Below are 26,348 nucleotides of genomic sequence, written 5' to 3' on the forward strand. Positions count from 1 at the left end.
TTGTTGGGGGAGATGAAAGGAGGAAACATGATGCAGGCGATTAATTTAGGTAGGCCGCTCCAGGCTGAATTACTAATTCACGTCGTGAAAGATAAAATAGTCAATTCGAAACGAACGAATGTAAAAGTAGTCGAATTTACAACAACATCATTAGAATTTATTAGTTCTTTGCGCTTCCCAGTTTCAGAAGATGTAATATATAAATTAACGATAAAAATGTTTAGCAGAAATATTGAGGTATATGGGATGATTTTAACGTCGATAAAAAGAGATCATTCCAACGATTATTATTATGAAATGAACTTCAAGGTGAGTTAATAACAACGAATCTGAAATGAAGACTAAAATAAAAAGGGTGAGGTACATATGAATGGGGGGAATATCCGAGAGTTACGAAAAAGGAAAGGAATGTCTTTAGATCGGCTCTCTGAGTTGTCAGGTATATCAAAGTCGTACCTAAGCTATATTGAACGCGGTTTGCAAACGAACCCAAGTATTTCTGTGCTAGAAAAAATGGCACAAGCTCTTGGGGTGGAACTCGTCTTTCTAATTGAAGTCATGAATGCGCCAGAAGATAAATATCCCACCTCGATGTAATGAGGTGAGATATTTTTTATCTTTTAATTCTAATCGATAAAATGAAAAAAATCTAAACAGCTGGGAGATAATACAAGTTAATTATTGTTTTTACGCCATTTATTGAATTCTAAGTATTCACGGAATTGCTCTTTGCTCACACCAGACTCCATCGCTTCTTTTACTAACTCAACCCACGCAGAGTCTAAGTCATATTCTGTTGCAGCTTTCCTATCTTTATTTTCATTTAATAATGTTTCAACACTCACACCTAAAACTGAAGAAATCTTTTCCAGAAATTGAATGGAAGGATTAGATTGGATATTTCTTTCAATAGAACTTAAATAAGACTTTGCAACACCTGCAGATTCTGCTAATTCTGATAAAGATAAGCCTTTTTCTAATCGAAGTTTTTTGACTGTTTCACCGATCATCTGTATCGTTTCCTCTCTCAACCTTTATACTTATAGGAATTATAACAGTTTTAGGCGTGTTCTGTAAATAGAACTGAGAGATCATGTCTTTTTGCTTTCTTGAAGGTATTTTTTAACTTCTTCAATCGTTAAACCTAGATTTTTAGCTTCTACCATTAAAGCCGTCCACTCTTTGTCTAAAACTTCGCACGTCTTAGTGTTCATAATATTACCTCCCAGTTCCATTACACAGTATTATCTTTCAATTGGCTGTATGACATTAGTATATTTATCACATTGGATTTAATGACTAGATGTGAATTTGCGACTATATTTATTTAAGACATCTTAATCATATATAAAAATGTTAAAAACTTTTAGTTACTGAAGTCATAATTATAGTAATTTTTCTAAAAAATTCCATTCGACATTGTTCTACAAAACGCTTGAACACCTACTATAAAGATCCTACGTCAATTTTTATAGCCAGAAAGTGTGTTTAATAGGAGATAATTTCCGTAAAAATCTACTAAAAAAGGAAAAAATTCTACAAGCTTTATGTAGGTAAAAAGACGGTGTGACTAGTCAAATATACCTGCAATCTAGATGGCAGTAATCGTGTAAATTATAGATACGAAGCATTTTTCCTTTTTAAATGATATAAGGTATTTTGATATAAGACTATATTCGTATCTTTTCTTTGTTGCTACATTACAGGGGCTTGTTTTTCTCCTTGTTAGGATTAAATTGGTCTAAATACAATTGAATTTCACTTGGTTCAAAGCCAAGCTCTCTTGCGTGTTTCATAAGTAAAACCCATTCAAGGTCTAGTTTCACTTCTTCATGATTTGACTGGGAGCGATCCATATCGTTACCTCCATTACATTATCCAAAAAATTCAAATAACCCAATATACGTTCATTATATAGAACATATAATTAAAATCAATAGTAAACAAAATATTAATTACAGTTAACTAGATTTTAATGTTTTGTGTTCGTTTTAAAGCCCATAAGTCAAAAAAACAGTCAATATAAGTGTGTATAGTATTGATTATATTACTTGTGGTTCTATAAAAAGAACTAATGGTTGGATAAATAGAAAAAAATTTTGTTTTCATATTGTTCATTTTGACAATTGATGATATAGTTGTTTACGAAAGTTGTTCTTTTTAGTGAACGTAATGATTAAAATAGTATTAAACATTATATTAAGTAATACTGAGGTGAAAAGGTATTGAATTATATTGGTGAGAGAATTAAAGATTTAAGACTGAAACATGGCATGACTCTAAAAGAGTTAGGAGATGCAATTGAATTTAATTATAGTAATTTATCAAAAATAGAAAGAGGAAACCGCAAGCCTGCAATTGAAGTTTTAGAAAGTCTTTCAAAATATTTTAAAATTGACATATCCTATTTTTTTAATGGACATATAAGGTTACATAATGATGGAAAGACAGATGATAATCAATTGATTTACTTAACAGAAGAAATGAAACGGAAAAATATAAGCTTAGAAGAATTAAAAGAAATGATTCGAGAACTCGATCAGTCAAAGAATTCGGGATCGAACAACTATATGAATAAGTTTTCTGATAATGATTAATTTTCTATTGACATGTTCTTTATAAAGAACTAAAATGACACTATAAATATTTTCCAAACTGAACAATTTGTTGTTTTAACTAAGAATCGAATGGTGGGTCTTAGAAATTAAAGATTCGGGAGTTTTTTTTGGTCACGTCGTTCTTTAAAAAGAACATCATTGATATATTCAAATATTCATGTCTTGGTGGAGGATGATATGGCAAAGGAAATTAATTTAAGAGAAATATTTATCATTTTGAAGAAACGACTATGGATCATTATGATCATTACAGTAATAGCTACATTAGCTGGCTATTTGCAGAATTCATCTAATACCACCTTTCTTTATCAATCTTCTAGTCGAATTATCGTTGGAGCTAGTTCAGACTACATGAACACACTTAGAGTGATTATGAGAGATACCGTTATTATGGAAAAAGTAGTAGAGAAGTTAAACTTAACAAGAACTCCAGAAGCTCTAGCGGGACAAATTAGTGTAGATAGTATAGACAGTTCTCAAGTAGTAAGGATCTCTGTAGTGGATACAGATCCGAAACTAGCAGCTGACATAGCGAATACAACGGCTACTGTTTTTAAAAATGAAATTGGAAATATTGTAAATTTTAATGATGTCAGTTACTTATCTGAAGCTAAAGTTAACCCTCACCCGATTAATAGTCGAGGCAATCGCACCATTTATATTGCCTTTATTATGGGGCTTATTATAGGAATAGGGTTTGTATTTTTACTAAACTCCTTAGATGACACAGTCAATTCCGATCGTGATGTAGAGGAGTTAGTAGGGCTTACCGTTTTAGGATCGATATCAAAAATGAACAAAAAAAATATTAACAAGAAAAAGCAAAAGCAGCTCGAAATCGAATATCGAGGTGAGACAGTTGATCTTGAAAAAACTTAGAAGCTTAACTAATAAAAATCAAAAAAGAAATTTAATCACGTTCTCTAATCCAGAATCGATTATAACAGAAGAGTTCCGGACGATACGGACAAATATTCAGTTTTCATCTGAACAAAAAAGAACTAAGACGATCCTTATGACTTCACCATCTTTACAAGAAGGGAAGTCAACAACGGTCGCCAATCTAGCAGTTTCGATGGCACAACAAAAAGAAAAAGTTCTTATCATAGATGCCGACTTAAGAAATCCAAGAATACATTCTATTTTTAAGCTTGAGAACTCGATTGGCTTATCGTCTGTATTGACAAATAGAAACTGGTTTGAAGAAGCAATAAAGGAAACGAATATTGGAAAGCTAGAGATCTTAACGAGTGGACCGATTCCGGATAATCCAACAGAATTGTTAGGATCGAACGTCTTTTCTCGACTATTGGAAGCAGCATCACAAACGTATGATGTCATTCTAATAGATTCACCGCCAGTTCTAGAAGTTTCGGATACAAAGCTTTTAGCGAACCAATGTAAGAGTGTCATATTAGTTTTAAGACATGGAAAGAGTAAGGTAGACAAGGCAATAGAGGCAAAAAAAGTGCTCAAAATTGCTAAAGCTGAACTAATAGGCGTAATTATAAATGAAAGGTCGTAAATATATTTTTTTTACCCTTTTCGTTCTTTATTAAGAATAATAGTGTGCGTTAAAAGAAAAGATGTGGTGATATCTCCTTACCATTATCAACGGAGGTACTCGATCATGCTGTGGGTTGAACAAACCTTAGACGCAAGTCGTCGGTAGTATGGTGTGAGGAGGGGTTAGATGCCCCGCTTATTTTAATAAAAGTTCTTAAGTATGTGGTCTAGCAAAGACCGTATACTTAAGAACTTTTAATACCCAACTAAAGCAAGGAGTGTTTGCTATATGATGAAAGACTTTGATAAATTCCCTAAGTCAATTAAAAAGGCGATTAGGTACATAAAACAAGATGCATCGAAAGAGGAACTCGATGAGATAAAGAAATTAGTGGAATATGCGATTGAAAGAAGGACGTTAACGTTAGATTAAAACCTAGAGAAAGGAGGGGGATTATGACTTATCGGCAAAGGCTGTCATTATTTATTTTCATTGATTCATGTATTGTATTAACGGCGATTTTCTTCAGTCACTATCTAGTAAGTGCCGATTTCAATTTCATAACGCTCCCGATGATTACTAGTTTAGTAGTCATTTTACTTAGTCATCATTTTTTTGCAATTGGTTTAAAGCTATATAAAAAAGCATGGGAGTATGCAAGTATCGGGGAACTATTAATTATCTTTAAAGTCGTATCGTATTCAATATTAACTGCATTTCTTGTCCAGCAATTTATACTTCAAGAAACCTTCGTTCGAGTTCTAGTCATTACATGGATGCTTCATATCTTATTGATTGGTAGCTCGCGCTTTTTTTGGAGAATGTTCCGCGATACGTATATGAATAAGGAAGATAATAAAAAAAGAACACTCATTATTGGTGCAGGTTCTGCAGGCACAATGGTAGCTAGACAGCTCTTAAAAAGTAATGACGGAGAACTGCTGCCTGTTGCATTTATTGATGATGACATCAAAAAACAAAACTTGGATATATTAGGAGTTTCGGTTATCGGTGGATCTAGTCATATTGAGTCAGCTGTAAAAGAATTAGATATTGAACATATTATTATCGCCATACCATCACTTTGTAAGAAGGAATTAAATCGAATTTTCCAGGCGTGTGCGAAAACAAAAGCAAAAACCCAGATATTACCGATGCTAGAAGATTTAGTTACTGGTAAGGTATCGGTCAATCAATTTCGGGATGTACAAGTCGAGGATTTGTTAGGAAGAGAACAAGTGCAGCTGGATATTGATAAAATTTCTGGTTATGTAACCGAAAAAGTCGTCTTAGTAACTGGAGCAGGTGGATCGATCGGTTCTGAAGTATGTCGGCAAGTGTCCAACTTCAACCCAAAACAATTAGTACTGTTAGGTCATGGTGAAAACAGTATTTATTCGATTGAAATAGAGCTAAAAGAGACGTACGGTCATACAAACATAGAATTTATCACCGAAATCGCTGACCTGCAAGACGCAGACAAAATGATGACAGTAATGAATACATATCATCCAGATGTCGTGTATCATGCTGCAGCTCATAAACACGTTCCTTTAATGGAAAGAAATCCTGAAGAGGCAGTAAAAAATAATCTAATTGGAACAAGAAATGTAGCAAAAGCCGCTAGTCTCTATAATGTTGATACGTTTGTTATGATCTCTACGGATAAAGCAGTTAATCCTACAAGTGTTATGGGAGCAACCAAACGACTGGCAGAAATGATTATTCAAGATATGGATAAGCGAAGCAAAACGAAGTTCGTGGCCGTACGATTCGGGAATGTATTAGGAAGTCGAGGAAGTGTTATTCCATTATTTAAAAAGCAAATTGAAAAAGGCGGCCCCGTCACAGTAACTCATCCAGAAATGGTTCGGTATTTTATGACGATCCCTGAAGCATCACGGCTAGTCATCCAGGCGGGAGCATTAGCAAGAGGAGGAGAGATATTTATTCTCGACATGGGTGAACCCGTGAAAATCGTCGACTTAGCTAAAAACTTAATTAAATTATCTGGGAATTCTCTAGACGAAATAGAGATACAATTCAGTGGAATGCGGCCAGGAGAAAAGTTGTTTGAAGAGTTATTAAAAGAGGATGAAACAGAAGAGCAACAAGTCTATCCGAAAATATATATCGGAAAAACCGCACAATTGTATATGACAGAAATCGAAGAGATCATTAATCATTATTCCAATTTAGACAAAGAAAAACTCAGAGAGGCATTATTAAATGTAGCAAATAATAAAGTCTCACTTAAACCATTAATAACGATTCCAAGTTAAAGGGAGTGCATAAAAATGAAAGTTAGAAAAGCGATTATTCCAGCAGCAGGTTTAGGTACAAGATTTCTTCCTGCCACAAAAGCAATGCCAAAAGAAATGTTACCGATCGTTGATAAACCGACGATCCAATACATCATCGAAGAAGCAATAGAGTCCGGGATTGAGGATATTATAATCGTTACAGGAAAAGGAAAAAGATCAATTGAGGATCATTTTGATCACTCCTTTGAATTAGAGCAAAACCTACTGGAAAAAGGAAAACTGGAACTATTAAATGAAGTACAAAAATCGTCGAAGCTCGTTGATATTCATTATATCCGACAAAAGGAACCTAAAGGACTAGGACACGCCATTTGGTGTGCTCGTAAGTTTATTGGAAATGAACCATTTGCTGTCCTGTTAGGAGATGACATTGTCAGAGCTGAAAAGCCTTGTTTACAACAAATGATGGAGCAATACGAGCGCTATAATGCTTCTATTATCGGGGTCCAGCATGTAAAGGATGAAGAAGTATCAAGATATGGGATTGTCGATGCGAGTCCAATTGGTGAGCGCTTTTACAATGTTAGTAGTTTAGTAGAAAAGCCAAAGCAAGAAGAGGCACCATCAAACCTTGCCATTTTAGGACGTTATATTCTGAGTCCGAAAATCTTTGACATCTTAGGTCATCAAAAGCCAGGAACAGGTGGAGAAATTCAGCTTACGGATGCCATTAGTGGTTTAAATGAATATGAAGCGGTTTACGCTTATGATTTTGAAGGTATTCGATACGATGTAGGTGAAAAAATGGGCTTCATTCAGACAACAATCGAATTTGCGCTGCAACGTGAGGATTTAAAGCATAACTTACTCGAATATTTATCAAAAGTAATGGAAAAGGAACTCATTAAATAACCTAATGAAATTGAATGGGTGGTAAAAATGCCTAAAAAAATCCTATTTTGCGCAACCGTTGATTACCATTTCAAAGCATTTCACTTGCCCTATATGAAATGGTTTAAAGAACAAGGGTGGGAAGTTCATGTTGCAGCTAAAGGCGAGCTCGAATTGCCGTTTACCGATCAAAAGTATAACATACCAATTCAACGATCGCCCTTTAAGCTTAAAAATGTGAAAGCCTATAACGAATTAAAGTCGATAATTAATGACAATCAATTCGAAATTATTCATTGTCATACCCCATTGGGCGGAGTCCTTGCCCGTTTAGCCGCACGAAAAGCAAGAAAGCATGGAACAAAAGTGATCTATACCGCACACGGTTTTCATTTTTGTAAAGGGGCACCCCCTCTTAACTGGTTCGTCTATTATCCGATTGAAAAACAGCTGGCTAAATATACGGATTGCCTGATTACCATTAACCAGGAAGACTATGATCTAGCACTCAATCGGAAGTTTAAAGCAAACCAAGTTGACCATGTTCATGGGGTAGGTGTTGATACGAAGCGTTTTATGCCAGTCGATGAAAATACGAAAACAGTACTCAAAAAGTCATTTGGCTATCATCCAGATGACTTTTTAATATTTTATGCCGCTGAGTTTAACAAAAATAAAAATCAGCAATTACTGATCCGTTCGCTTGCATTAATACAAGACTATATGCCAAACGCCAAGCTGTTACTAGCGGGAGAAGGGCTCCAAGAAAACTGCCGGCAATTAGTTCATCAACTAGGTATCGATCATATGGTCGATTTTCTCGGATTTCGCAAAGACATTGATAGTCTCCTGCCGATGTGTGACATCGCGGTCGGTTCCAGCTTTCGAGAAGGACTTCCCGTCAACATCATGGAAGCGATGGCATGTGGCTTACCCATTGTAGCTAGTAGGAACCGTGGTCATGTCGAGTTAGTGCAGGATCAGGTGAACGGCTATATCGTATCACCAAAGGATTACGGCCAATTTGCAAGAAGCCTGCTAAGACTTTTTCAAAATGACGCGCTCCGTAACCAAATGGGAACAGCAAGTCTACATCTTGTAAACACCTATTCCCTATCACAACTCAGTCTCGAACTAAGTGACATCTATACACGCTATATGCTGGAGGAAACCAATGAAACCAAAAGTAAGTATCATCATGCCCATATATAATGTAAGAGTAGTTAAAGTAAAAGTGGAGGAAGGTACATGGAAAAGACATTAAGAGTACTGCATGTCGTTGTTAATATGAACCGTGGTGGTGCTGAAACTCTACTAATGAATTTGTTTCGAAACATCGATCGAACAAAAGTACAGTTTGATTTTTTAACTTGTAAGGAAGGGGTATTTGATGAAGAAATCAAAGCTTTAGGTGGAAAAATTCATCGAATACCATACATCACCGACCTTGGACACTTTGGTTACATTAAAGCATTAGAACAATTCTTCTCAACAAATAAAAACTATAAAATCGTCCACTCACATATGGACAAAATGAGTGGAATTGTCTTGCGAGCAGCCCAAAAGTATAAGATCCCAGTAAGAATAGCCCATAGCCACAATACGAATAGTGAAGGTAGTCTTCCTGCAAAAATTTACAAATGGTATGCAGGTCGAAACATTTTGTCGAGTGCAACCCATTATTTTGCATGTTCAACCGCAGCTGGAAAATGGTTGTATGGTGATAAAGCTAATAATGTCAGGATCCTGAAGAACGGGATCGAATGCGACCAGTTTAAATTTATACCAGAAATAAGAAAACAAGTAAGGGAAGAATTACAGTTAGAAGAAGCTAGCTTCGTGATTGGACACGTAGGCAGGTTTAATCAGCAAAAAAATCATGCATTTCTCATTGAGACTTTTGCTAAGTTGATTCATGACATCCCAAATGCAACTCTCCTATTAGCAGGAGATGGACCGCTTCGACTGGAGATTGAAAAGAAAATTAAGGATTTAAATATTGAAGGTAATGTCAAGTTACTAGGAATACGCAGTGATATCCATCGATTGTTCCAAGCAATCGATTTATTTGTTTTTCCTTCATTCCACGAAGGGTTACCCGTCACGTTAATTGAGGCACAAGGAGCAGGAGTACCATGTGTCATTTCCGATGTAATTACAAAAGAAGTGGATATGGGATTAGAATTAGTAAACTATTTGCCGTTAGACGACCAGTCAAAGTGGATTTCTACAATAAAAAGTGTAGCAACAAAAAACAACCTACGAATTAATTCGACTACTTATTTATCCAAGAAAGGCTACGATATAAAAAATACAGCCGAATGGTCGCAAGGTTTTTACTTGGCGTTGTAGTGTAAGAAAAAATAATTGGAAGTTAGGAGATCACTAATGTCTAAGGTTACATGTAGTCTAAAGTTGAGTGAAGTTCCACTTCATTTGTATCAAATTATCGCTGGTTTTAAACTTTTGTCAAAACAAGGCATAGTAGACCTCCATATCGATAGGGTAAGTAAAAATAGTCCTGATAAACTTCCTTATAACATGATGGAAGTCCGAATAAATAACCAAATAAAAGTACTATACGATGTGAACGATGGGTACGATAATTTGCTTACAGAAAATCATAGCTATGTAGATTTTATGGATGGGCTTCTTCAAAATTATGACATTTGTTTTAAAAGAAGTTTTAATAGACTCTATAATTCTAAACTAAAAAATGAACATAAAGTTTTCCCATTAGGATTAAATTATATGGTCACCATTCCTGGAAATATAGCACACGTACCAATGCCTAATGACCCTACCAATGAGAAAGTTAAGAAACTAATTCGAATGCTTCCTTTATCTCAACATTCGAATATAAAATATTATGTTCAATCTTTTGAAAGTGTACCTCTTCATAAAAAGGATCCTAAAATTCTTTTTATGGCAAGACTTTGGGACTTGAATGAAAAACATCCACTAGGAATTTCCGCTGCAAAAAAGGAAGAACGCTCCTATATTAACGATTTTAGGGCTGAGTGTATAAGACTTTGTAAAAAAGAGTTTGGAAACAAATTTTTTGGTGGTATAAGTCAAAGTGAATTTGCCAATCGGTATTACAAAGATATAGTAATTCAGGACAATAGTATTACAAAACGAAATAAATATTTGCAAATGGTGAAAAATTCTTCTATATGTATTTCTACTATGGGGTTACATCAGTCAATTGGCTGGAAATTTGCAGAGTATATTGCAGCTAGTAAAGCCATTGTTACCGAGGAACTGCATTATGAAGTTCCAGGAAACCTAAAGGAAGGGGAAAACTATTTAGTTTTTAAAACCCCGAGTGAATGTGTGGAAAAAATAAATTTGCTGTTGATTGATGAAGAATTTAGGTTTAGGATGATGAATAATAATTTTACTTACTACCAAGAGTATGTTAGTCCAGATAAATTAGTATTAAATAGTATATTGGCTACAGTACAAAAATTCAATTGCGAAAGAATATTAACGGGGTGAGTGGATGAAACCAAGTTTAACCGTTTTTACACCTACTTTTAATCGTGCTCACACGCTGCATTTATGTTATGAAAGTTTAAAAAGACAAACTTGTAAAGAGTTTATCTGGTTAATTATTGATGATGGGTCTACTGATCATACAAAGGAGTTAGTAGAAAAATGGATCCTTGAAGGAATGGTCTCAATCCATTACCACTATCAAGAAAATCAAGGGATGCATGGAGCACATAATGCAGCCTATGAACTTATTGAAACCGAGCTTAATGTATGTATAGATTCAGATGATTATATGGCTGATGATGCTGTAGAGAAGATTACTTCTTTTTGGAAACAATATGGGAGTAGTGATTACGCGGGGATCATAGGCTTAGATGCTACTCAGGATGGGGATATTATTGGAACAAAACTTCCAAGCCACATAAAGGAAGCGACTCTCACCCATTTACATGGAAAATACAAAGTGAAAGGTGACAAAAAACTCGTTTACCGCTCTGAACTTACAAGAAAGACACCTCCATATCCGCTTTTCTCGGGGGAGAAGTATTGTCCATTAAGTTATAAGTATATTTTAATTGATCAAGAATACCCGCTTCTGATAATGAATGAAGTACTTTGTCATGTTGAATATATGGACGATGGTTCTAGTATGAATATAATTAAGCAATACAAGAAAAACCCTAGGGGATTTTCTTTCTTTAGAAAGGTGGCAATGAAATATGCGCCAACTTATAAAGATAAAGTAAGGGAAGCTATACATTATGTATCTAGTAATTTGATGGTTAAAAATTATAAGTTCGTATTGGAATCACCTTGTAAAATAACGACAATACTAGCAACACCATTAGGTATTATACTTTATCTATATATACAAAATACAAATAAGTCAACAGTATTAAAAAATAGTTAGGCATAATCTATACACGCTTTATCTATGGAAAGGGTTTATTAAATGACGGTATTTTATCTTAATCTTTCTATAGTTTATTTTTTTTCGTTCTTATCAAGGTATTTTGCAAAACCGACAAATATAGGACTTACAGAGATAAAGCCAAATAAACTGTTGGCTTTTTTTGCATTATCAACTTTAGTACTAGTATCAGGGCTTCGCAACAATGTAGGTGATACTTATTTTTACATGCATTCATATAGAATAAATGATCATAGTTGGGGAGACATTGATTTTAAGGATGATTTTGGATTTGAGATTTTACAAGTACTTTTAAAGCACATTTCAAGTGATCCACAAATCTTAATTTTTGTGACTGCTTTATTAACAAATGCGCTAATAGTTATGACTTTATATCACTATTCCAGATTATTTGAAATAAGTTTATATGTATATGTAACGATAGGCTACTTCTTGGTCTCGATGAACGGTATTAGACAATATTTAGCAGCTGCCATCGTTTTTGCAGCGACAAAATTTATTATTGATGGTGACTGGAAAAAGTATATGCTTGTCGTTCTTTTAGCATCAACGATTCACCAAACGGCACTTATTCTTATCCCAATATATTTTGTCGTAAGAAGTCCTGCCTGGTCGAAGTCGACTTATATTTTATTAGCCTTTTCTATTTTTATAGTCATAGGCTTTAATGAATTTATGGATCTATTATTTAAAGCAATTGAAGACACTCAATATGGAGTCTATCAAAACTTCCAAGAAGGTGGAGCAAGTATACTAAGAGTAGCTGTAGGAGCTGTACCAGTGATCATTGCCTTTTTAGGTAGAGAAAAATTAAAGAAGCTATTTCCGAATAGTGATGTCATTGTTAATATGTCTATTTTAGGATTGGTATTTCTGGTGATTTCTACACAAAACTGGATTTTTGCTCGATTTTCGATCTACTTTGGACTATACCAACTTATTTTAATCTCTTGGATTGTAAAGGTGTTTAGAGAAAAAGACCAAAAGCTAATCTATTATGGAATTCTAGTTTGTTATTTTGTTTACTTTTTTTATGAACATGTCATTGCTTTAAATATGTACTACAGAAGTAATTATTTTAATCTTTAAAAAAATAAAAGGTTAGGTTGCGAAAATGAACATTTCAGAAAAGTTATCAGAAAAGCAATTAAAAGACATTTTAATTAACAATTATGATAAAGGACTGGAAGATAACAATGTAAATGTGATTGAACTAATAGAAGAGATTAAAAAGCAGATTATTATTTCAATAAATTCTTCAGTATAAACTACACTTTAAATTAATAAAGTAAATAGAAGTGGAGGTGATCATTATGAAACGACTATTTGATGTATTAATTGCATCAATAATACTAATTATTTTATCTCCAATTATTACTATTATTTCTTTACTAGTAAAGAAAAAATTAGGAACACCTATTCTATTTAAACAACAGCGTCCAGGGTTATATAGTAAGCCTTTTTATCTTTATAAATTTCGAACGATGACAGATGAAAAGGACCAGAATGGACAGTTACTATCCGATCATCAGAGGTTAACTCCTTTTGGGAAGTGTCTAAGAAAATATAGTTTAGATGAATTGCCTCAACTGATTAATGTGTTAAAAGGCGATATTAGTTTAGTAGGCCCGAGACCATTATTAATGGAATATGTACCATTATATTCAGAACAACAAATTTCTCGTCACAATGTGAAACCAGGAATTACAGGGTGGGCACAAGTTAATGGCCGTAATGCAATTACTTGGGAAGAGAAGTTCGAGTTAGATGTTTGGTATGTTAATCACCAATCTTTTTTTCTAGATTTGAAAATTTTGTTGTTAACGGTATACAAGGTAATAAAATCGGAAGGAATCAATCAACAAGGAAATGTTACGATCGAACGATTTAGAGGTTCAAACTATGCGATGAAAGAGGGAGTAAAATGAAAATAGTCATCGTAGGGCAAGGAGGTCATAGTAAAGTCATCCAAGATATTATCCACAAAAACGACGGGTATGAAGTGATCGGTTATTTAGATGACAAATACGATGATTTAGAGATTACAAAAAATATATATACGGGCCCGCTTTCGTTAGCACCTAAAATTATTGAATACTTTAATGATGCCAAATTTGTCATTGCGATTGGAAATAATAAAGTGAGAAAAGCTGTAATTCAACAATTTAACTTTTCCAGACACTATTATGCTACATTAATTCATCCAACGGCAGTAATAAGTCCGAGTGTTGAAATAGGGTATGGAACTGTTGTAATGGCAAATGCGGTAATAAATGCAGGAACATTAATTGGCAATCACGTTATTATTAATACCAATTCTGTTGTAGAACATGATAATCGGATAGGAAATTTTGTTCATATCTCTCCTAAAGCAGCAATTACAGGTACGGTAGAAATTGAAGAAGGTGTGCACATTGGAGCAGGTGCAACGGTTATACCAAACAAAAAAGTCGGTCAATGGTCTATTATCGGTGCAGGGGCAACAGTTATTCATGATATCCCACCTCGCTGTACCGCCGTTGGGACTCCTGCTCAAATCAAAATGAAAGAGGGGGTAAAAATTGTATAAGGATCATATGAAAAAAAGAATATATCTTTCCCCACCTCATATGAGTGGGGGAGAAAAGAAATATATAATGGAAGCATTTGAAACGAACTGGATTGCCCCACTAGGACCAAATGTCGATGCGTTTGAAAAAGAAATAGCGAATTATGTAGGAGTCAATGAAGCTGTCGCCTTAAGTTCAGGTACTGCAGCCATTCATTTGGCTCTTATTTTATTAGGAGTAGAAAAAGGAGATAAAGTATTTTGCTCCAGCTTAACCTTTGTAGCAAGTGCGAACCCGATCCTTTATCAAGAAGCGGAACCCGTATTTATTGACTCAGAGCCAGATACATGGAATATGTCGCCTGACGCTTTAAAAAGAGCATTACAAGATGCAGTAATTGAAGGAAAGCTTCCGAAAGCCGTCATCGTTGTGAATTTGTATGGTCAAAGTGCCAAAATGGATGAGATTGTGGCCTTATGTCATGAGTATGGAGTTCCGATCATTGAGGATGCAGCGGAGTCATTGGGGGCGAACTATAAAGGTCAACTGAGTGGAACCTTTGGTGAGTTTGGCGTTTTTTCCTTCAACGGCAACAAAATTATTACAACATCAGGAGGTGGAATGCTGGTAACTAATAATGAAGTGGCTGCAAAGAAAGCGCGATTTCTAGCAACACAAGCAAGAGATCAAGCACAACACTATCAGCATAGCATTCGTGGATACAATTATCGACTTAGTAATATTTTAGCTGGAATTGGGCGAGGACAATTAGAAGTATTAGAAGATAGAGTTAATACAAGAAGAGCTATATTTAACAGGTATTACGAGGAGTTAGCCGATATTCCAGGAATACATTTTATGCCAGAACTTCAGAGGACAAGATCGAATCGTTGGCTTACGGCATTAACGATTGATGAAAGAGTATTAGGTGTTTCAGTGCAATCAGTACTACAAAATATGGCGGATGAAAATATTGAAGCACGCCCTGTATGGAAGCCGCTTCATATGCAGCCACTTTTTGAAGGATCCCAATATTACCCTCACCATGAAGGTAATATTGTATCAGAGAAGTTGTTTTATACTGGGATTTGTTTACCATCTGGTTCAAATTTAACACAGTCAGACCAAATGAGGGTGATCGAATGTATAAAAAACACCTTGAAATTAACAGTTAAAACAGAAAGTAACATGTTTTAAAGGTGATAAATATGAATACAGCATTGAGTAAAATACCAAAAGTAATCCATTATTGTTGGTTTGGTGGTAAAGAAAAACCTGAGATCGTTAAGAAATGCTTGGAAAGCTGGGAGAGAAACTTACAAGGCTATGAAATTATAGAATGGAACGAGAATAATTTTAATTTAAGTTGTAACTCCTATGTTAAAGAGGCCTACCAAGCAAAAAAGTTTGCTTTTGTCAGTGATTATGTCAGAGTTTATGTCTTATACCACTTTGGCGGGATTTATTTAGATACTGATGTTGAAGTTTTTAAACCATTTGATGAGCTATTACATCAGGATTCCTTTTGGGGCTTTGAGCAAGAAAACTTTATCGCAACGAGTACCATAGGAGCTGTGAAAGGAAATGAACTGATTAAAATATTTCTAGATTCATATGAAAAGAAGAGCTTCATTCGAGATGATGGTAACTTTAATCAATTAACAAATGTTGCTATCATAACCGAAATCTTAAAAAGCAGAGGAATAATTCAAAATGGAGAATTTCAAGAGTTGGTAGGGTTAGGAGCTTTTTACCCTCAAACATATTTTTCTCCTTATGATTATATTAACTGTAGGAAATTAGTTACTGAAGAAACTTATGCTATGCATCACTTTTACAAGAGTTGGCTGCCTTGGCAAGTAAGGGTGAAAGGGAACTTAAAAGTAACAGCAGCTAAATTAATTGGTGGTAATAATATAGCAAGGCTTAGAAAATTAGTTTCGAAAACGTAGGAGGTTCTTATGAAAAAGATTTTGATTGCCTCCTTTGACATGGAAGTAGGCGGTGTTGAAAGAAGTTTAATCAGCATGCTCGAAAACTTTGATTACGATAATTATCAAGTAGATCTTATGTTATATCGTCACCAAGGTGACTTTTTGAATTTAATACCAGATCAAGTAAACCTTTTACCGGAAATACCACAATATGCAACGTTTCGAAAATCAATTAGTGAAATTATGAAAGAAAAACAGTTTACGATTGGTACTGCTAGACTACTTTCAAAAATAAACACAGAAATATTAAGAAGAGTAAAAAATATAGCTGAACCTGGATACTATCAGATGCAATTGATGTGGAAATATGCGTTGCCATTTCTTCCTCAACTAGAAAAAGAGTATGATGTTGCAATAAGTTATTTATGGCCACATGATTTTGTTGGAGAAAAAGTTAGAGCTAAAAAGAAATTTGCCTGGATCCATACCGATTATTCCACAGTGGATACTGATCCAAAAGTAGATAGACACATTTGGGGTAAATTTGATCATATTGTTTCTATATCAGAAGATTGTACAAAAGCATTTTTAAGCAAATACCCATACTTTGGTGAAAAAATATTACTAATAGAAAATATTACATCACCCACATTTGTAAAGAGAATGGCAAAAGAAGAAATCAATGATGTTGAATTTACTAGTGACTATTTTAATATTGTTTCAGTTGGTAGACTCTGTTATCAAAAAGCTTTTGATAACGCAATTAAAGCTTTAAGAATATTACATGATAAAGGCTATACGAATATAAAATGGTATGTGGTTGGGTATGGTGGTGAAGAACATAAATTAGAGGAATTAATACAAACTCACAAATTAAAGGATAGTTTTATTTTATTGGGTAAAAAGATCAACCCGTATCCATATATGGCAAAGTGTGATCTATATGTTCAACCTTCAAGGTATGAAGGAAAAGCTGTTACAGTTACTGAAGCCAAAATATTAGGTAAGTCAATAATAATTACTGATTATCCTACTGCAAAAAGTCAAGTTAGTGATAGAATAGATGGTTATATTACAGATTTATCCATTGAGGGAATTGTGGATGGAGTAGAAGAAGTTTATAACAATTTTAACTTGAGAAAATCGATGGCAAATTACTGTGAAAAGGCTAATTATAGTAATAGGAATGAATTAAAAAAATTATATGGGAAAATTGAAGGTGAAAAAAATCAATATCTCATTTCAGAAACGGTGTAAGGGGGATTTATTATGGATATAAAAGTAAGTGTAATAATACCCGTTTATAATGCTGAACAATATCTCTCACACTGTATTGAATCACTTTTAAAGCAAACACTCCAACAATGTGAATTTATTTTTATTAATGACGGATCAATTGATGATAGTCAGCAGATTATTGAAAAGTATAAAAAGAAGGATCCAAGAATTAGATTAATAAATCAAAAAAATCAAGGGGTAAGCATCGCAAGAAATACAGGCATTGAAATAGCGTCTGGAGAATATATCGGTTTTGTCGATGCAGATGACTACATTGAAAGTGATATGTATGAACAAATGTACACTGCAGCAATAACATGTAAATGTGATGTAGTAATTACAAATTTTGAAAGCGAAATTAAAGGGCAGAAAGTTATAACAACTTATCCATTTCCCCAAAATCAAATACTCAATCGAAATTTTATTGTTAAAGAGTTATTAGCTTATTTAATTAAGTCTGAAAACATGAATACAGTATGCAATAAAATCTATTTAAATCAAAGGGTTATTGATAATAAAATAAAATTTCCAGAAAAAGTGGCTCTTGGGGAGGATGGAATGTTTAACATGCTTTTTTTTAGTATTGCTTCAAGTTTAGTATATATTAGCTATACTGGATACCATTATAGAGAAGTGAGTGGAAGTGCAACAAAAAATCTAGCAAAATTTAATTATTTTGATAGAGCAGTTGAAGTATATGAAAGTCAGTTACCAAGCAGATTAGCTAATACATTAGGTGAAAAAAAAATTCAAGAGTTAAAAGCAATAAAGTTTATAAATAGTGTTCTATCATATATATATATTTACTTTACAGCAACCGAACAGCTCAGTTATAAAGAACGGTACAACTTTGTAAAAACAATGATTCATCATGAAAAAGTTCGAGAGGCACTAACTATTTATTCAAAGGAATTTAATAATTTAGGTAGGTATGAAAAGTTCTTATTAGATATGGTAAAAAGGAGATCTACTTTTAGTTTATACTGTGCAACTACATATAGTAAATTACGAAATTAACGGGGGCTCGATATGAAAATTATGATGTTTGCTCACTCGGGTAGTTTAAATAGGGGCTGTGAAGCTATAGTTAGATCTACCACTTCCCTTATTAAAGAAAAACTAGAAGGCGTGAATATGTTTTTAGCTTCTGATAATCCAGATTCAGACAAAATTATTTCGACACTTGATGGAATATACAATGGATCCAGTAGGACTTTAAAAAGATATTCATCTTCATGGTTCATTTCTTCATTAAGAGTAAAACTTTTAAAAGATGAAAGTTATGCCTTAGGAAAAATTCATGACAATATTATCAAACATATAAAAGAAATGGATATTTGTTTATCAATTGGTGGAGATAACTATTGTTATGGTGAACAACCTGGATGGTATGAAATCAATAAACGAGTAAAGAGTCAAGGGAAGAAATTAGTTTTATGGGGATGTTCAATTGGTGAAGAGGATATGTCTGAGAGAAAATTAGAGGATCTAAAATTATTTGATTTAATATTAGCTCGTGAAACACTAACTTATAATATGCTTAAAAATAAAGGGCTTAATAATGTAAAGTTATGTGCTGATCCTGCTTTTACAATGGAAAAGGAAGAACTACCATTGCCAGAAGGATGGCAGGAAGGTAATACGATTGGATTGAATTTTAGTCCGCTAGTTTTAAATAAAAATCAACAATCCAAAGACGCAGTTAGAGACCTCATTGAACATATTTTAAAAACGACTAATAGCACCATTGCTTTAACTCCACATGTCATTCAAGACGGTAATAATGATTTTACCGTTCTTCAGCAATATTTTAAAGAATTTAGTGATACACGTAGAGTGATTTTATTACCACCTCATTTAAATGCTATTCAATATAAAGGATTTATTGCTAGAATGCGATTTTTCATTGGAGCTAGAACTCATGCAACAATTGCAGCCTATTCCAATTACATTCCAACGATGGTTTTAGGTTATAGCGTGAAGTCTAAAGGCATTGCTAAAGATATTTTTGGTGAGGAAAAATTAGTGCTTAATCTTGAAGAAATATCAAATAGTAAAAAATTAATTGATAACTTTGAGGAATTGGTTAATGAGGAACAAGAAATAAAACAAATTCTCAAATCTAATATCCCAAATATCAAGAGAATGTCCTATAAAGCAGTAGAAGATTTAAAAGAATTGGTTAAATAGCTGAGGTGTTCCATGAAAGAAAATATACTATTTGTAATGCCCAGCTTGTCTGCTGGTGGTGGGGAAAAAAGTTTAGTTAATTTATTATCACAAATTGATTATAACCGTTTCAATATTGATTTATTTTTATTCAACCATAACGGAATATTTATGGAATATTTACCTAGTGAAGTAAATGTATTATCTTTACCAGACACCTACACAGATTTCACTTTGCCTCTCCATAAGTCAATTGCCAAATTTATTATGAAGAGAAAGTTTAATTTAGTGTTAAGTCGAATTACGTACACTAAAATGAACAGAAGTTCAAAAAGTACATCTATTAATGAACAGTACAGTTGGAAATACATGGCCCAATCTTTAGAAAAGCTGGAGAAAAAATACGATATAGCAATCGGCTTTTTAGAAAAAACGTCAACTTATTTTTGTGTAGATAAAGTGGAAGCTAATAAAAAAATTGGTTGGGTTCACATTGACTATGATAAATTAGGCATGGATCCCCAATATGATTTGCCGTATTTTAAAAAACTAGATAATATTATCACGGTATCTGAAGAGTGTTCCAATATATTAAAAGAAAGATTTCCTAGTGAAGGAGAAAAGGTTCAGGTTATTTATAATATCGTTTCACCGACTACGATAACTAAAATGGCTAAAATGGAAAAAGTGGATAACCCCCAAAAAAATAATGAAGTTAATATCCTTTCAATTGGTAGGCTTCATTATCAAAAGGGCTTTGATAGAGCTATTAAAGCATGTAAGATCATGGTAGATAAAGGTTATAATATACAGTGGCGAATAATTGGTGAGGGAGAAGAACGTCAAAAGTTAATGACTTTAATAAATGAGTATAACTTAAAAGACCACTTCCACTTAATAGGACTTAAATCGAATCCTTACCCTTATATCAAGAATGCTGAAGTTTATGCTCAAACTTCTAATTTTGAAGGGAAGTCAATAGCCATTGATGAAGCAAAAATTCTCCAAAAGCCTATATTAGTTACAAATTTTAGTACGGCTAAAGATCAAATTCAACATGGTAAAAATGGATTAATAGTAGAAATGGATCCTTCTGCAATAGCCGATGGAATAGAAAATCTAATAATTGATAAAGATTTAAGAAAAAAGTTAACTACTAATCTAGCAAATGAAAAACTGGGTACTGAGGCAGAAATCAATAAATTATATGAATTGTTTGCGAGGTGAGGTAATTGAAGAAAAATATCTTATTTGTTATGAATAATCTAACATGTGGCGGGGCTGAAAAAGCACTTATCTCACTCTTAGAAACAATCGATTATTCCAAATATAATGTTGATTTGTATCTTTTTAAACATGAAGGGTTATTTTTAACAAAAGTTCCTTCACAAGTAAATCTTTTAAATGAACCTATGTATTTCAAATATTTTGATATGTCATTTAAAAAAGCAACTTTGGAAAGTGTAAAAATGGGTAAATTTGTTTTAACATTATCACGTATGCAAGCAGGGTATATTTTTAAAACTGAGAAAAACCCAGCAAGGTGTGAACAACGTGTATGGAAATATCTCAGGAGAAATATTAGGCCATTAGATAAAGTGTATGATGTGGCAGTTGGCTTTTTAGAAAAGAACCCAGTTTACTTTTGTATAGACAAAGTAAAGGCTAAGAAAAAATTTGCGTTTATTCATACTGACTATGAAAAGCTTGGAGTTGACTTTAACCTGGACCAAAAATATTTTGATAAGCTAGATAGAATCATTACAGTATCTCAAGAATGTGCTAACATCTTAAAACGTAACTTCCCTACGAGCAAAAATAAAGTTTCTGTAATGCACAATATAATTTCTCCAAACATTATAAATAAAATGTCATTAGAGGCTATAGATCTCGACCAAAATCAAATTAACATAGTGTCTATTGGTAGGGTAGAATATGTTAAAGGATTTGATTTGGCAGTTGAAGCATGCAAAGCCTTGAAACAGTATGGATATAATTTTAGATGGACTATTATAGGTGATGGTGGGCAAAGGAAAAAGTTAGAAAAAATGGTTATAGAAAAAAAACTAGATGATACCTTTGTAATTATAGGTACGAAAGAAAATCCCTATCCTTATTTAAGAGTTGCTGATATTTATGTGCAACCTTCGAGATCTGAAGGGAAGTCAATAGCAATAGATGAAGCAAAAATACTTCAAAAGCCAATCATAACTACTAATTTCCCTACAGCTAAAGATCAAATTAATCACGAGGAAAATGGTTTAATCGTGGAGATGAATGGTGAAGCAATTGCAAAAGGAATACAAAGAATAATTGATGATGAAACATTAAAAAGTAAACTAATAAGAAATTTATCAAAGGAAAAGCTGGGTACCGAAAATGAGATTGTGAAACTATATCATTTTATTAATGCGGGCTAGAGAGGTACTTTTTAAATGACGTTATTACTAATAAGCTTATTTACGATACTTAGTGGAATTATCATTATTATTATAATTGATATCTTACCACTCTTTAAGGATTGGTTAGGAAGAATTCATATTGGTAGATTTACTAGTAAGGAATCTTGGAATGAAGCAATAGTTAGTCGTGGTACACAATGGTTAAATCGGATACCAAAAATAAAAGTAACTGATAATACAAGGCTAGTCTTTATTGATATGTTAAGAGGAAATTATACGAAGGATGCAATTCAGCATTGGCAGGAAGCTGCATTATTACTCGGCTTAAGTGAAAATTTAAAAGCGAAAGATGATGCTGACTTAAAGAAAGAGATTAATAAATTTCTAAATCGTAAGTTTGATCAATCAGGCCAATGGATTCAAAAACCAGAGCATGTAGATGGGGCTATTCTCGCTTATGCTGTTTTAAAGCTAAATCATATTGAAACAGGTCAATATAAAAAAGCTTTTGATTACACGTGGAACATGATTAAAGAACATATGGGTGAAGATGGATTAGTAGGATATAGGAAATCTATGATGGGCTACAGATATGTAGACACGATAGGTTTCGTATGTCCTTTTTTAGTGGCTTATGGTTTGAAATATCAAAAAGATGAATGTATTAACTTGGCTGTAAAGCAAATAAAAGAATATGAACATTGGGGTATGTTAAATGATCATTTTATTCCCTGCCATGCCTATAAAGTGGAGAATAAAGCTCCACTTGGTTTATATGGTTGGGGAAGAGGCCTTGGTTGGTATGCAATTGGACTTATTGATGCATGGGTTGAATTGCCACAAGATCATTATTATAAGGCCATTCTAGAAGAGAGTGTTAAGAAGTTTGCTAAAGCAGCTATGAATTTTCAGCAAGAAAATGGTAGTTGGAACTGGACAGTAACTCGAAATGAAAGTCGTCCTGATTCTTCAGCGACAGCAACTCTAAGTTGGTTTCTACTTAATGCAGCCAAAATTGAAAGCATTTCAGATGAATGTCTAAATAGTATCAAAAAATCTATTAGTTATTTAATGAGTGTTACAAGAAGAAATGGTGCAGTGGACTTTTCACAAGGAGATACAAAAGATATTGGAGTTTATTCGATACTATTTAATATACTTCCGTTTACTCAGGGTTTTTGTATTAGGTTACTTAATTCCTATAAAAGGGAAGAGTATTAAAAATTATTTATTTTCAAGGAGGTGTTTAGTATGGAGACGTTGCGTTTAAAGAGTATATTAGTTTATCTTTGGAACAAAGGAAACGATATAAAAATAGTAATAAATAACAATTTGAAAATTTTAAAGGATTTTATCTTAAGATCAATAGTAAAAGCACCTAAGATAAAAAATATAGACGAAAGTATAGACAATATAATAGCAAATAAAGCATCTGTATGTAGATATGGTGACGGTGAGTTCAAACTAATTGAAAATAAAAGTATTACATTCCAGGTATCGAATAAGCTTTTGTCTAAACGACTTAAGGAAATATTAAATTGTCAAGAAGATCAGTTGATGGTTTGTCTACCGGATGTCTTTGGAGATTTAAACATATATTCTGAAGAACCAAAAGCATACTGGAGGCTGCATATAGCTAAATTCAGATTACAATGGTACAAACATATTAATAAAAAGATGACGTATTATAATTCATTTCTATCTAGATTTTATTATACCTTTGAAGATAAATCTCGCTGTAGTGAATGGATCTCAAAGCTAAAACAAATTTGGAGTAATCGTGACATAGTTATTATTGAAGGGAAAAAAAGTAGATTAGGCATCGGTAATGATTTATTCGATAACGTTAGCTCAATTGAAAGAATTTTAGTTCCTGAAGAGAATGCTTTCAATTTTTATGATGAGATCTTAAAAGAAGCTAAAAAATGTGATAAGAACAAGGTAATACTTTTAGCAGCAGGTCCAACAGCTACTGTACTTGCATATGATTTGTATAAGGAAGGTTATCAATCTATTGATATCGGACATGTTGATATAGAATATGAATGGTTTTTAAGAGGGGCAAAAACGAAAGTTCAAATAGAAAATAAATATGTCTGTGAAGCAGGTGCTGGAAAAGACGTTGGGGAGTTAAAAGACGAAAAATATCTTAGTGAAATAAAAGTTGTAATTTAAATATTATCTAAAGGAGATGAGGTGATGGAACCAAAAATAAGCGTTGTAATACCCGTTTATAATGTTGAAAAATGGATCTCAGACTGTATCGAAATTTTGTTAAATCAACCTTATAACAATTTAGAGATACTGCTAATAAATGATGGCTCCACAGATTATTCAGGCATTATATGTGATAAGTTAGCTGAGAAAGATAAGCGGATAACGGTTTTTCATAAGAATAATGGTGGTGTCAGTAGTGCGAGAAATAAAGGAATTCAACTGGCAACGGGTGATTACATAGTTTTTATTGATGCTGATGATAAAGTAGATAGAGAGTTCTTTGTAAAGTTAGTTTCAATCGCCCAATCTAAAAAATGCGATGTAGTAATTAGTGGATACAAAACAATACCAAATAAGCAAAATATAGTACCAGGATATAAATTAAATGAACTTCTAGATGGTAAGAGCATGATATTAAGTTCAAATAATATTCATTCTAACAATGATTTGTGCTTTTCTTGGCGTTATTTTTATAAATTAAAAGTAATAACTGATAAAAAGATTAAATTTAGTGAGAAAATTTCTATAGGAGAAGATGTAATTTTTAATTTAGAAGTCTTACTTGCTTCTTCTAGAGTTTATGCAATCCCAGAGCCCTTATATTTTTATACAATTAATAATTCTGAAAGTGCAATGAGTAAACAACACAAACCGTTACTTAACCAAAGTTTAATAGAGCAATATAAATTAAGAAGAGAGTTATCAGAGAAAGCAGGTTTATTGAAGCAAGCAAACTATAGAAAAGACATGGCTTATTATTATATTAAGAATATCTATACCTTACTAATTAATAATATAAAACATGAAGAAAGTAATTTTACTAAGTTACGTGAAATAGTTAATTATGACATGATTACTGATAGTATAAGAGAAATTGGATTTTCATACGAATGTAATAATTATAGAGAGTACATATACTACTTATCTCTTAAGTTCAAAGTATATCCATTATTAAAGCGATCATTAAAAAATATTAGTTAAAAATATGTATTATGTTATTTCAGTTAATAATAACTAATTCCCTGAAGGAGAAAAGTATGGAGACTACTAAAATTAGTATTATTGTTCCTGTATACAAAGTAGAAAAGTACCTTCATAAATGTATAGACTCAATTCTGAACCAGTCTTACCCTAACTTGGAAATTATCTTAGTAAATGATGGTTCTCCAGATAACTGTGGATCTATTTGTGATGAATATGCTGAACAAGATCAACGTGTCAAGGTTATTCACAAAGAAAACGGTGGACTTTCTTCTGCTAGAAATTCAGGCCTTGATCTAGCTACTGGTGAATACATAGGTTTTGTGGACAGTGATGATTATATTGAAAAAGATATGTATGAGGAACTATATAAAGCAGCATATGAACATTCAGCAGATGTAGTAGAATGTAGTTTAAACATTATTGAAGGAACAAGTAATCGTACAATTGAGGGTCATGGGAATATGGAAATTGGTGATAATGTGTTCGCTCTCCAAAGGTTATTGGAATTACCATACCGTAACGTGACTTATAATAAATTATATAAAAAAACGTTGTTTAACGATATAAGGTACCCTAATAAAACCTACGAAGATGGGTTTGTTGCATACAAAATATTACATAATTTAAAAAAATATGTTTTTATTGGTCTGGGTAAATACAATTACATAAAACGAGAAGGCAGTATAATGGCCGATCAAAAAAAGTACTCAATAAAAAACTTAGATGGCTTAGAAGTACAAATAGAAAGATATAAATATTTTAAGGAACATAATCTTAATTCTCTTATTTTATACCTATCTCAAAAACACCTATTTGTACAATTAATGTTTCACTTTAACATGCTTCAAAAAAATCAACAGCTAGATAGAGAATATTTGTATAGAAAAATGATTCAGCGAGTCATTTCAGAATACTATGATGACTTTATTAGTAACGAAAACCTTAGTGAATATAAGAAGATCATACAAGCTTCAAAAAAGAGGTTTTTTTTATTTCAAAAAAATATAGATTGCTTCAATATGAAACAGAGAATGAGAGAAATTAAGTACAAATTAAAAATTTCAATTAAAAGATCAATTATAAAAGGAACTTGATAGAAAGGAGTT

General features: G+C 33.0%; 30 protein-coding genes. 27 read left to right on the plus strand and 3 right to left on the minus strand.

Going from position 1 to position 26,348, the window contains the following annotated elements; all coding sequences use genetic code 11:
• The first annotated feature begins 30 nt into the window (after nt 1-30).
• Complete coding sequence (locus J0N78_RS09880) at nt 31-318, plus strand: hypothetical protein (protein ID WP_209122890.1); 288 nt, start codon at nt 31-33, stop codon at nt 316-318.
• Nucleotides 319-366: 48 nt separating this feature from the next.
• Nucleotides 367-597 carry a helix-turn-helix domain-containing protein gene (locus J0N78_RS09885; RefSeq protein WP_209122891.1) on the plus strand — a complete coding sequence of 77 codons (231 nt, stop codon included), beginning with the start codon at nt 367-369 and terminating at the stop codon, nt 595-597.
• 77 nt (nt 598-674) lie between these two features.
• Here the strand turns inward: J0N78_RS09885 and J0N78_RS09890 are convergent, their stop codons facing one another.
• The 3 genes from J0N78_RS09890 to J0N78_RS09900 all read right to left on the minus strand — a co-directional run bounded on the left by J0N78_RS09890 (nt 675) and on the right by J0N78_RS09900 (nt 1,856).
• Nucleotides 675-1,010 (minus strand): helix-turn-helix domain-containing protein, encoded by a 336-nt coding sequence (locus tag J0N78_RS09890; RefSeq protein ID WP_209122892.1) that lies wholly within the window; start codon nt 1,008-1,010, stop codon nt 675-677.
• Nucleotides 1,011-1,091: 81 nt separating this feature from the next.
• Nucleotides 1,092-1,214: an anti-repressor SinI family protein gene (locus J0N78_RS09895; RefSeq protein WP_209122893.1), complete on the minus strand. Its 123-nt coding sequence runs from the start codon at nt 1,212-1,214 to the stop codon at nt 1,092-1,094.
• 486 nt (nt 1,215-1,700) lie between these two features.
• Nucleotides 1,701-1,856, minus strand: a complete 156-nt coding sequence (locus tag J0N78_RS09900; RefSeq protein ID WP_209122894.1) for a hypothetical protein — start codon at nt 1,854-1,856, stop codon at nt 1,701-1,703.
• A 369-nt stretch (nt 1,857-2,225) separates the two neighbouring features.
• Here J0N78_RS09900 and J0N78_RS09905 point away from each other — a divergent pair, with 369 nt between their 5' ends.
• From J0N78_RS09905 to J0N78_RS10020, 25 genes are all read left to right on the plus strand, one after another.
• Nucleotides 2,226-2,597 (plus strand): helix-turn-helix domain-containing protein, encoded by a 372-nt coding sequence (locus tag J0N78_RS09905; protein ID WP_209122895.1) that lies wholly within the window; start codon nt 2,226-2,228, stop codon nt 2,595-2,597.
• 198 nt (nt 2,598-2,795) lie between these two features.
• Complete coding sequence (locus J0N78_RS09910; RefSeq protein WP_209122896.1) at nt 2,796-3,497, plus strand: YveK family protein; 702 nt, start codon at nt 2,796-2,798, stop codon at nt 3,495-3,497.
• Entirely contained in the window at nt 3,484-4,143 is a 660-nt protein-coding gene (locus tag J0N78_RS09915) for a CpsD/CapB family tyrosine-protein kinase (protein ID WP_247747231.1), read from the plus strand. The genes J0N78_RS09910 and J0N78_RS09915 overlap by 14 nt, the downstream gene beginning before the upstream one ends.
• A gap of 270 nt (nt 4,144-4,413) precedes the next feature.
• Nucleotides 4,414-4,557 (plus strand): hypothetical protein, encoded by a 144-nt coding sequence (locus J0N78_RS09920; RefSeq protein WP_209123043.1) that lies wholly within the window; start codon nt 4,414-4,416, stop codon nt 4,555-4,557.
• 23 nt (nt 4,558-4,580) lie between these two features.
• Nucleotides 4,581-6,407 (plus strand): polysaccharide biosynthesis protein, encoded by a 1,827-nt coding sequence (locus tag J0N78_RS09925; RefSeq protein WP_209122898.1) that lies wholly within the window; start codon nt 4,581-4,583, stop codon nt 6,405-6,407.
• Nucleotides 6,408-6,422: 15 nt separating this feature from the next.
• Nucleotides 6,423-7,301 (plus strand): UTP--glucose-1-phosphate uridylyltransferase GalU, encoded by an 879-nt coding sequence (galU, locus tag J0N78_RS09930; RefSeq protein ID WP_209122899.1) that lies wholly within the window; start codon nt 6,423-6,425, stop codon nt 7,299-7,301.
• Nucleotides 7,302-7,328: 27 nt separating this feature from the next.
• Complete coding sequence (locus J0N78_RS09935; RefSeq protein WP_209122900.1) at nt 7,329-8,492, plus strand: glycosyltransferase family 4 protein; 1,164 nt, start codon at nt 7,329-7,331, stop codon at nt 8,490-8,492.
• Nucleotides 8,493-8,528: 36 nt separating this feature from the next.
• Nucleotides 8,529-9,632 carry a glycosyltransferase family 1 protein gene (locus J0N78_RS09940; protein WP_209122901.1) on the plus strand — a complete coding sequence of 368 codons (1,104 nt, stop codon included), beginning with the start codon at nt 8,529-8,531 and terminating at the stop codon, nt 9,630-9,632.
• Between the two features lie 36 nt (nt 9,633-9,668).
• A complete protein-coding gene (locus J0N78_RS09945; protein ID WP_209122902.1) occupies nt 9,669-10,781 on the plus strand; it encodes a glycosyltransferase family protein in 1,113 nt (370 codons plus the stop codon).
• Between the two features lie 4 nt (nt 10,782-10,785).
• The gene (locus J0N78_RS09950) at nt 10,786-11,688 is read left to right on the plus strand and encodes a glycosyltransferase family 2 protein (RefSeq protein ID WP_209122903.1); all 903 of its coding nucleotides are present in this window, start codon (nt 10,786-10,788) and stop codon (nt 11,686-11,688) included.
• Nucleotides 11,689-11,730: 42 nt separating this feature from the next.
• Nucleotides 11,731-12,798, plus strand: a complete 1,068-nt coding sequence (locus J0N78_RS09955; RefSeq protein ID WP_209122904.1) for an EpsG family protein — start codon at nt 11,731-11,733, stop codon at nt 12,796-12,798.
• A 25-nt stretch (nt 12,799-12,823) separates the two neighbouring features.
• On the plus strand, nt 12,824-12,976 hold the full coding sequence (locus J0N78_RS26670) for a YwzD family small protein (protein ID WP_483860598.1): 153 nt from the start codon (nt 12,824-12,826) through the stop codon (nt 12,974-12,976).
• 46 nt (nt 12,977-13,022) lie between these two features.
• Nucleotides 13,023-13,637 (plus strand): sugar transferase, encoded by a 615-nt coding sequence (locus J0N78_RS09960; RefSeq protein ID WP_209122905.1) that lies wholly within the window; start codon nt 13,023-13,025, stop codon nt 13,635-13,637.
• Entirely contained in the window at nt 13,634-14,278 is a 645-nt protein-coding gene (locus J0N78_RS09965; RefSeq protein WP_209122906.1) for an acetyltransferase, read from the plus strand. The genes J0N78_RS09960 and J0N78_RS09965 overlap by 4 nt, the downstream gene beginning before the upstream one ends.
• A 7-nt stretch (nt 14,279-14,285) precedes the next feature.
• The gene (locus tag J0N78_RS09970; RefSeq protein ID WP_209123034.1) at nt 14,286-15,455 is read left to right on the plus strand and encodes a DegT/DnrJ/EryC1/StrS family aminotransferase; all 1,170 of its coding nucleotides are present in this window, start codon (nt 14,286-14,288) and stop codon (nt 15,453-15,455) included.
• Nucleotides 15,456-15,466: 11 nt separating this feature from the next.
• Nucleotides 15,467-16,210 (plus strand): glycosyltransferase family 32 protein, encoded by a 744-nt coding sequence (locus tag J0N78_RS09975; protein WP_209122907.1) that lies wholly within the window; start codon nt 15,467-15,469, stop codon nt 16,208-16,210.
• Nucleotides 16,211-16,219: 9 nt separating this feature from the next.
• A complete protein-coding gene (locus J0N78_RS09980; RefSeq protein WP_209122908.1) occupies nt 16,220-17,449 on the plus strand; it encodes a glycosyltransferase in 1,230 nt (409 codons plus the stop codon).
• Between the two features lie 12 nt (nt 17,450-17,461).
• Entirely contained in the window at nt 17,462-18,487 is a 1,026-nt protein-coding gene (locus J0N78_RS09985; protein WP_209122909.1) for a glycosyltransferase, read from the plus strand.
• A gap of 12 nt (nt 18,488-18,499) precedes the next feature.
• On the plus strand, nt 18,500-19,660 hold the full coding sequence (locus J0N78_RS09990; RefSeq protein WP_209122910.1) for a polysaccharide pyruvyl transferase family protein: 1,161 nt from the start codon (nt 18,500-18,502) through the stop codon (nt 19,658-19,660).
• Between the two features lie 12 nt (nt 19,661-19,672).
• On the plus strand, nt 19,673-20,866 hold the full coding sequence (locus tag J0N78_RS09995; protein ID WP_209122911.1) for a glycosyltransferase: 1,194 nt from the start codon (nt 19,673-19,675) through the stop codon (nt 20,864-20,866).
• Nucleotides 20,867-20,871: 5 nt separating this feature from the next.
• A complete protein-coding gene (locus J0N78_RS10000) occupies nt 20,872-22,059 on the plus strand; it encodes a glycosyltransferase (RefSeq protein ID WP_209122912.1) in 1,188 nt (395 codons plus the stop codon).
• Nucleotides 22,060-22,074: 15 nt separating this feature from the next.
• A complete protein-coding gene (locus J0N78_RS10005) occupies nt 22,075-23,262 on the plus strand; it encodes a glycoside hydrolase family 88 protein (protein ID WP_209122913.1) in 1,188 nt (395 codons plus the stop codon).
• 30 nt (nt 23,263-23,292) lie between these two features.
• Entirely contained in the window at nt 23,293-24,216 is a 924-nt protein-coding gene (locus J0N78_RS10010) for an SP_1767 family glycosyltransferase (RefSeq protein WP_209122914.1), read from the plus strand.
• A 24-nt stretch (nt 24,217-24,240) separates the two neighbouring features.
• Nucleotides 24,241-25,239, plus strand: a complete 999-nt coding sequence (locus tag J0N78_RS10015) for a glycosyltransferase (protein WP_209122915.1) — start codon at nt 24,241-24,243, stop codon at nt 25,237-25,239.
• Nucleotides 25,240-25,295: 56 nt separating this feature from the next.
• A complete protein-coding gene (locus J0N78_RS10020; protein ID WP_209122916.1) occupies nt 25,296-26,336 on the plus strand; it encodes a glycosyltransferase family 2 protein in 1,041 nt (346 codons plus the stop codon).
• Nucleotides 26,337-26,348 lie beyond the last annotated feature (12 nt).

This window comes from Alkalihalobacillus sp. BA299 (genome assembly GCF_017745675.1).
Lineage (GTDB): Bacteria > Bacillota > Bacilli > Bacillales > Bacillaceae_F > Alkalihalobacterium.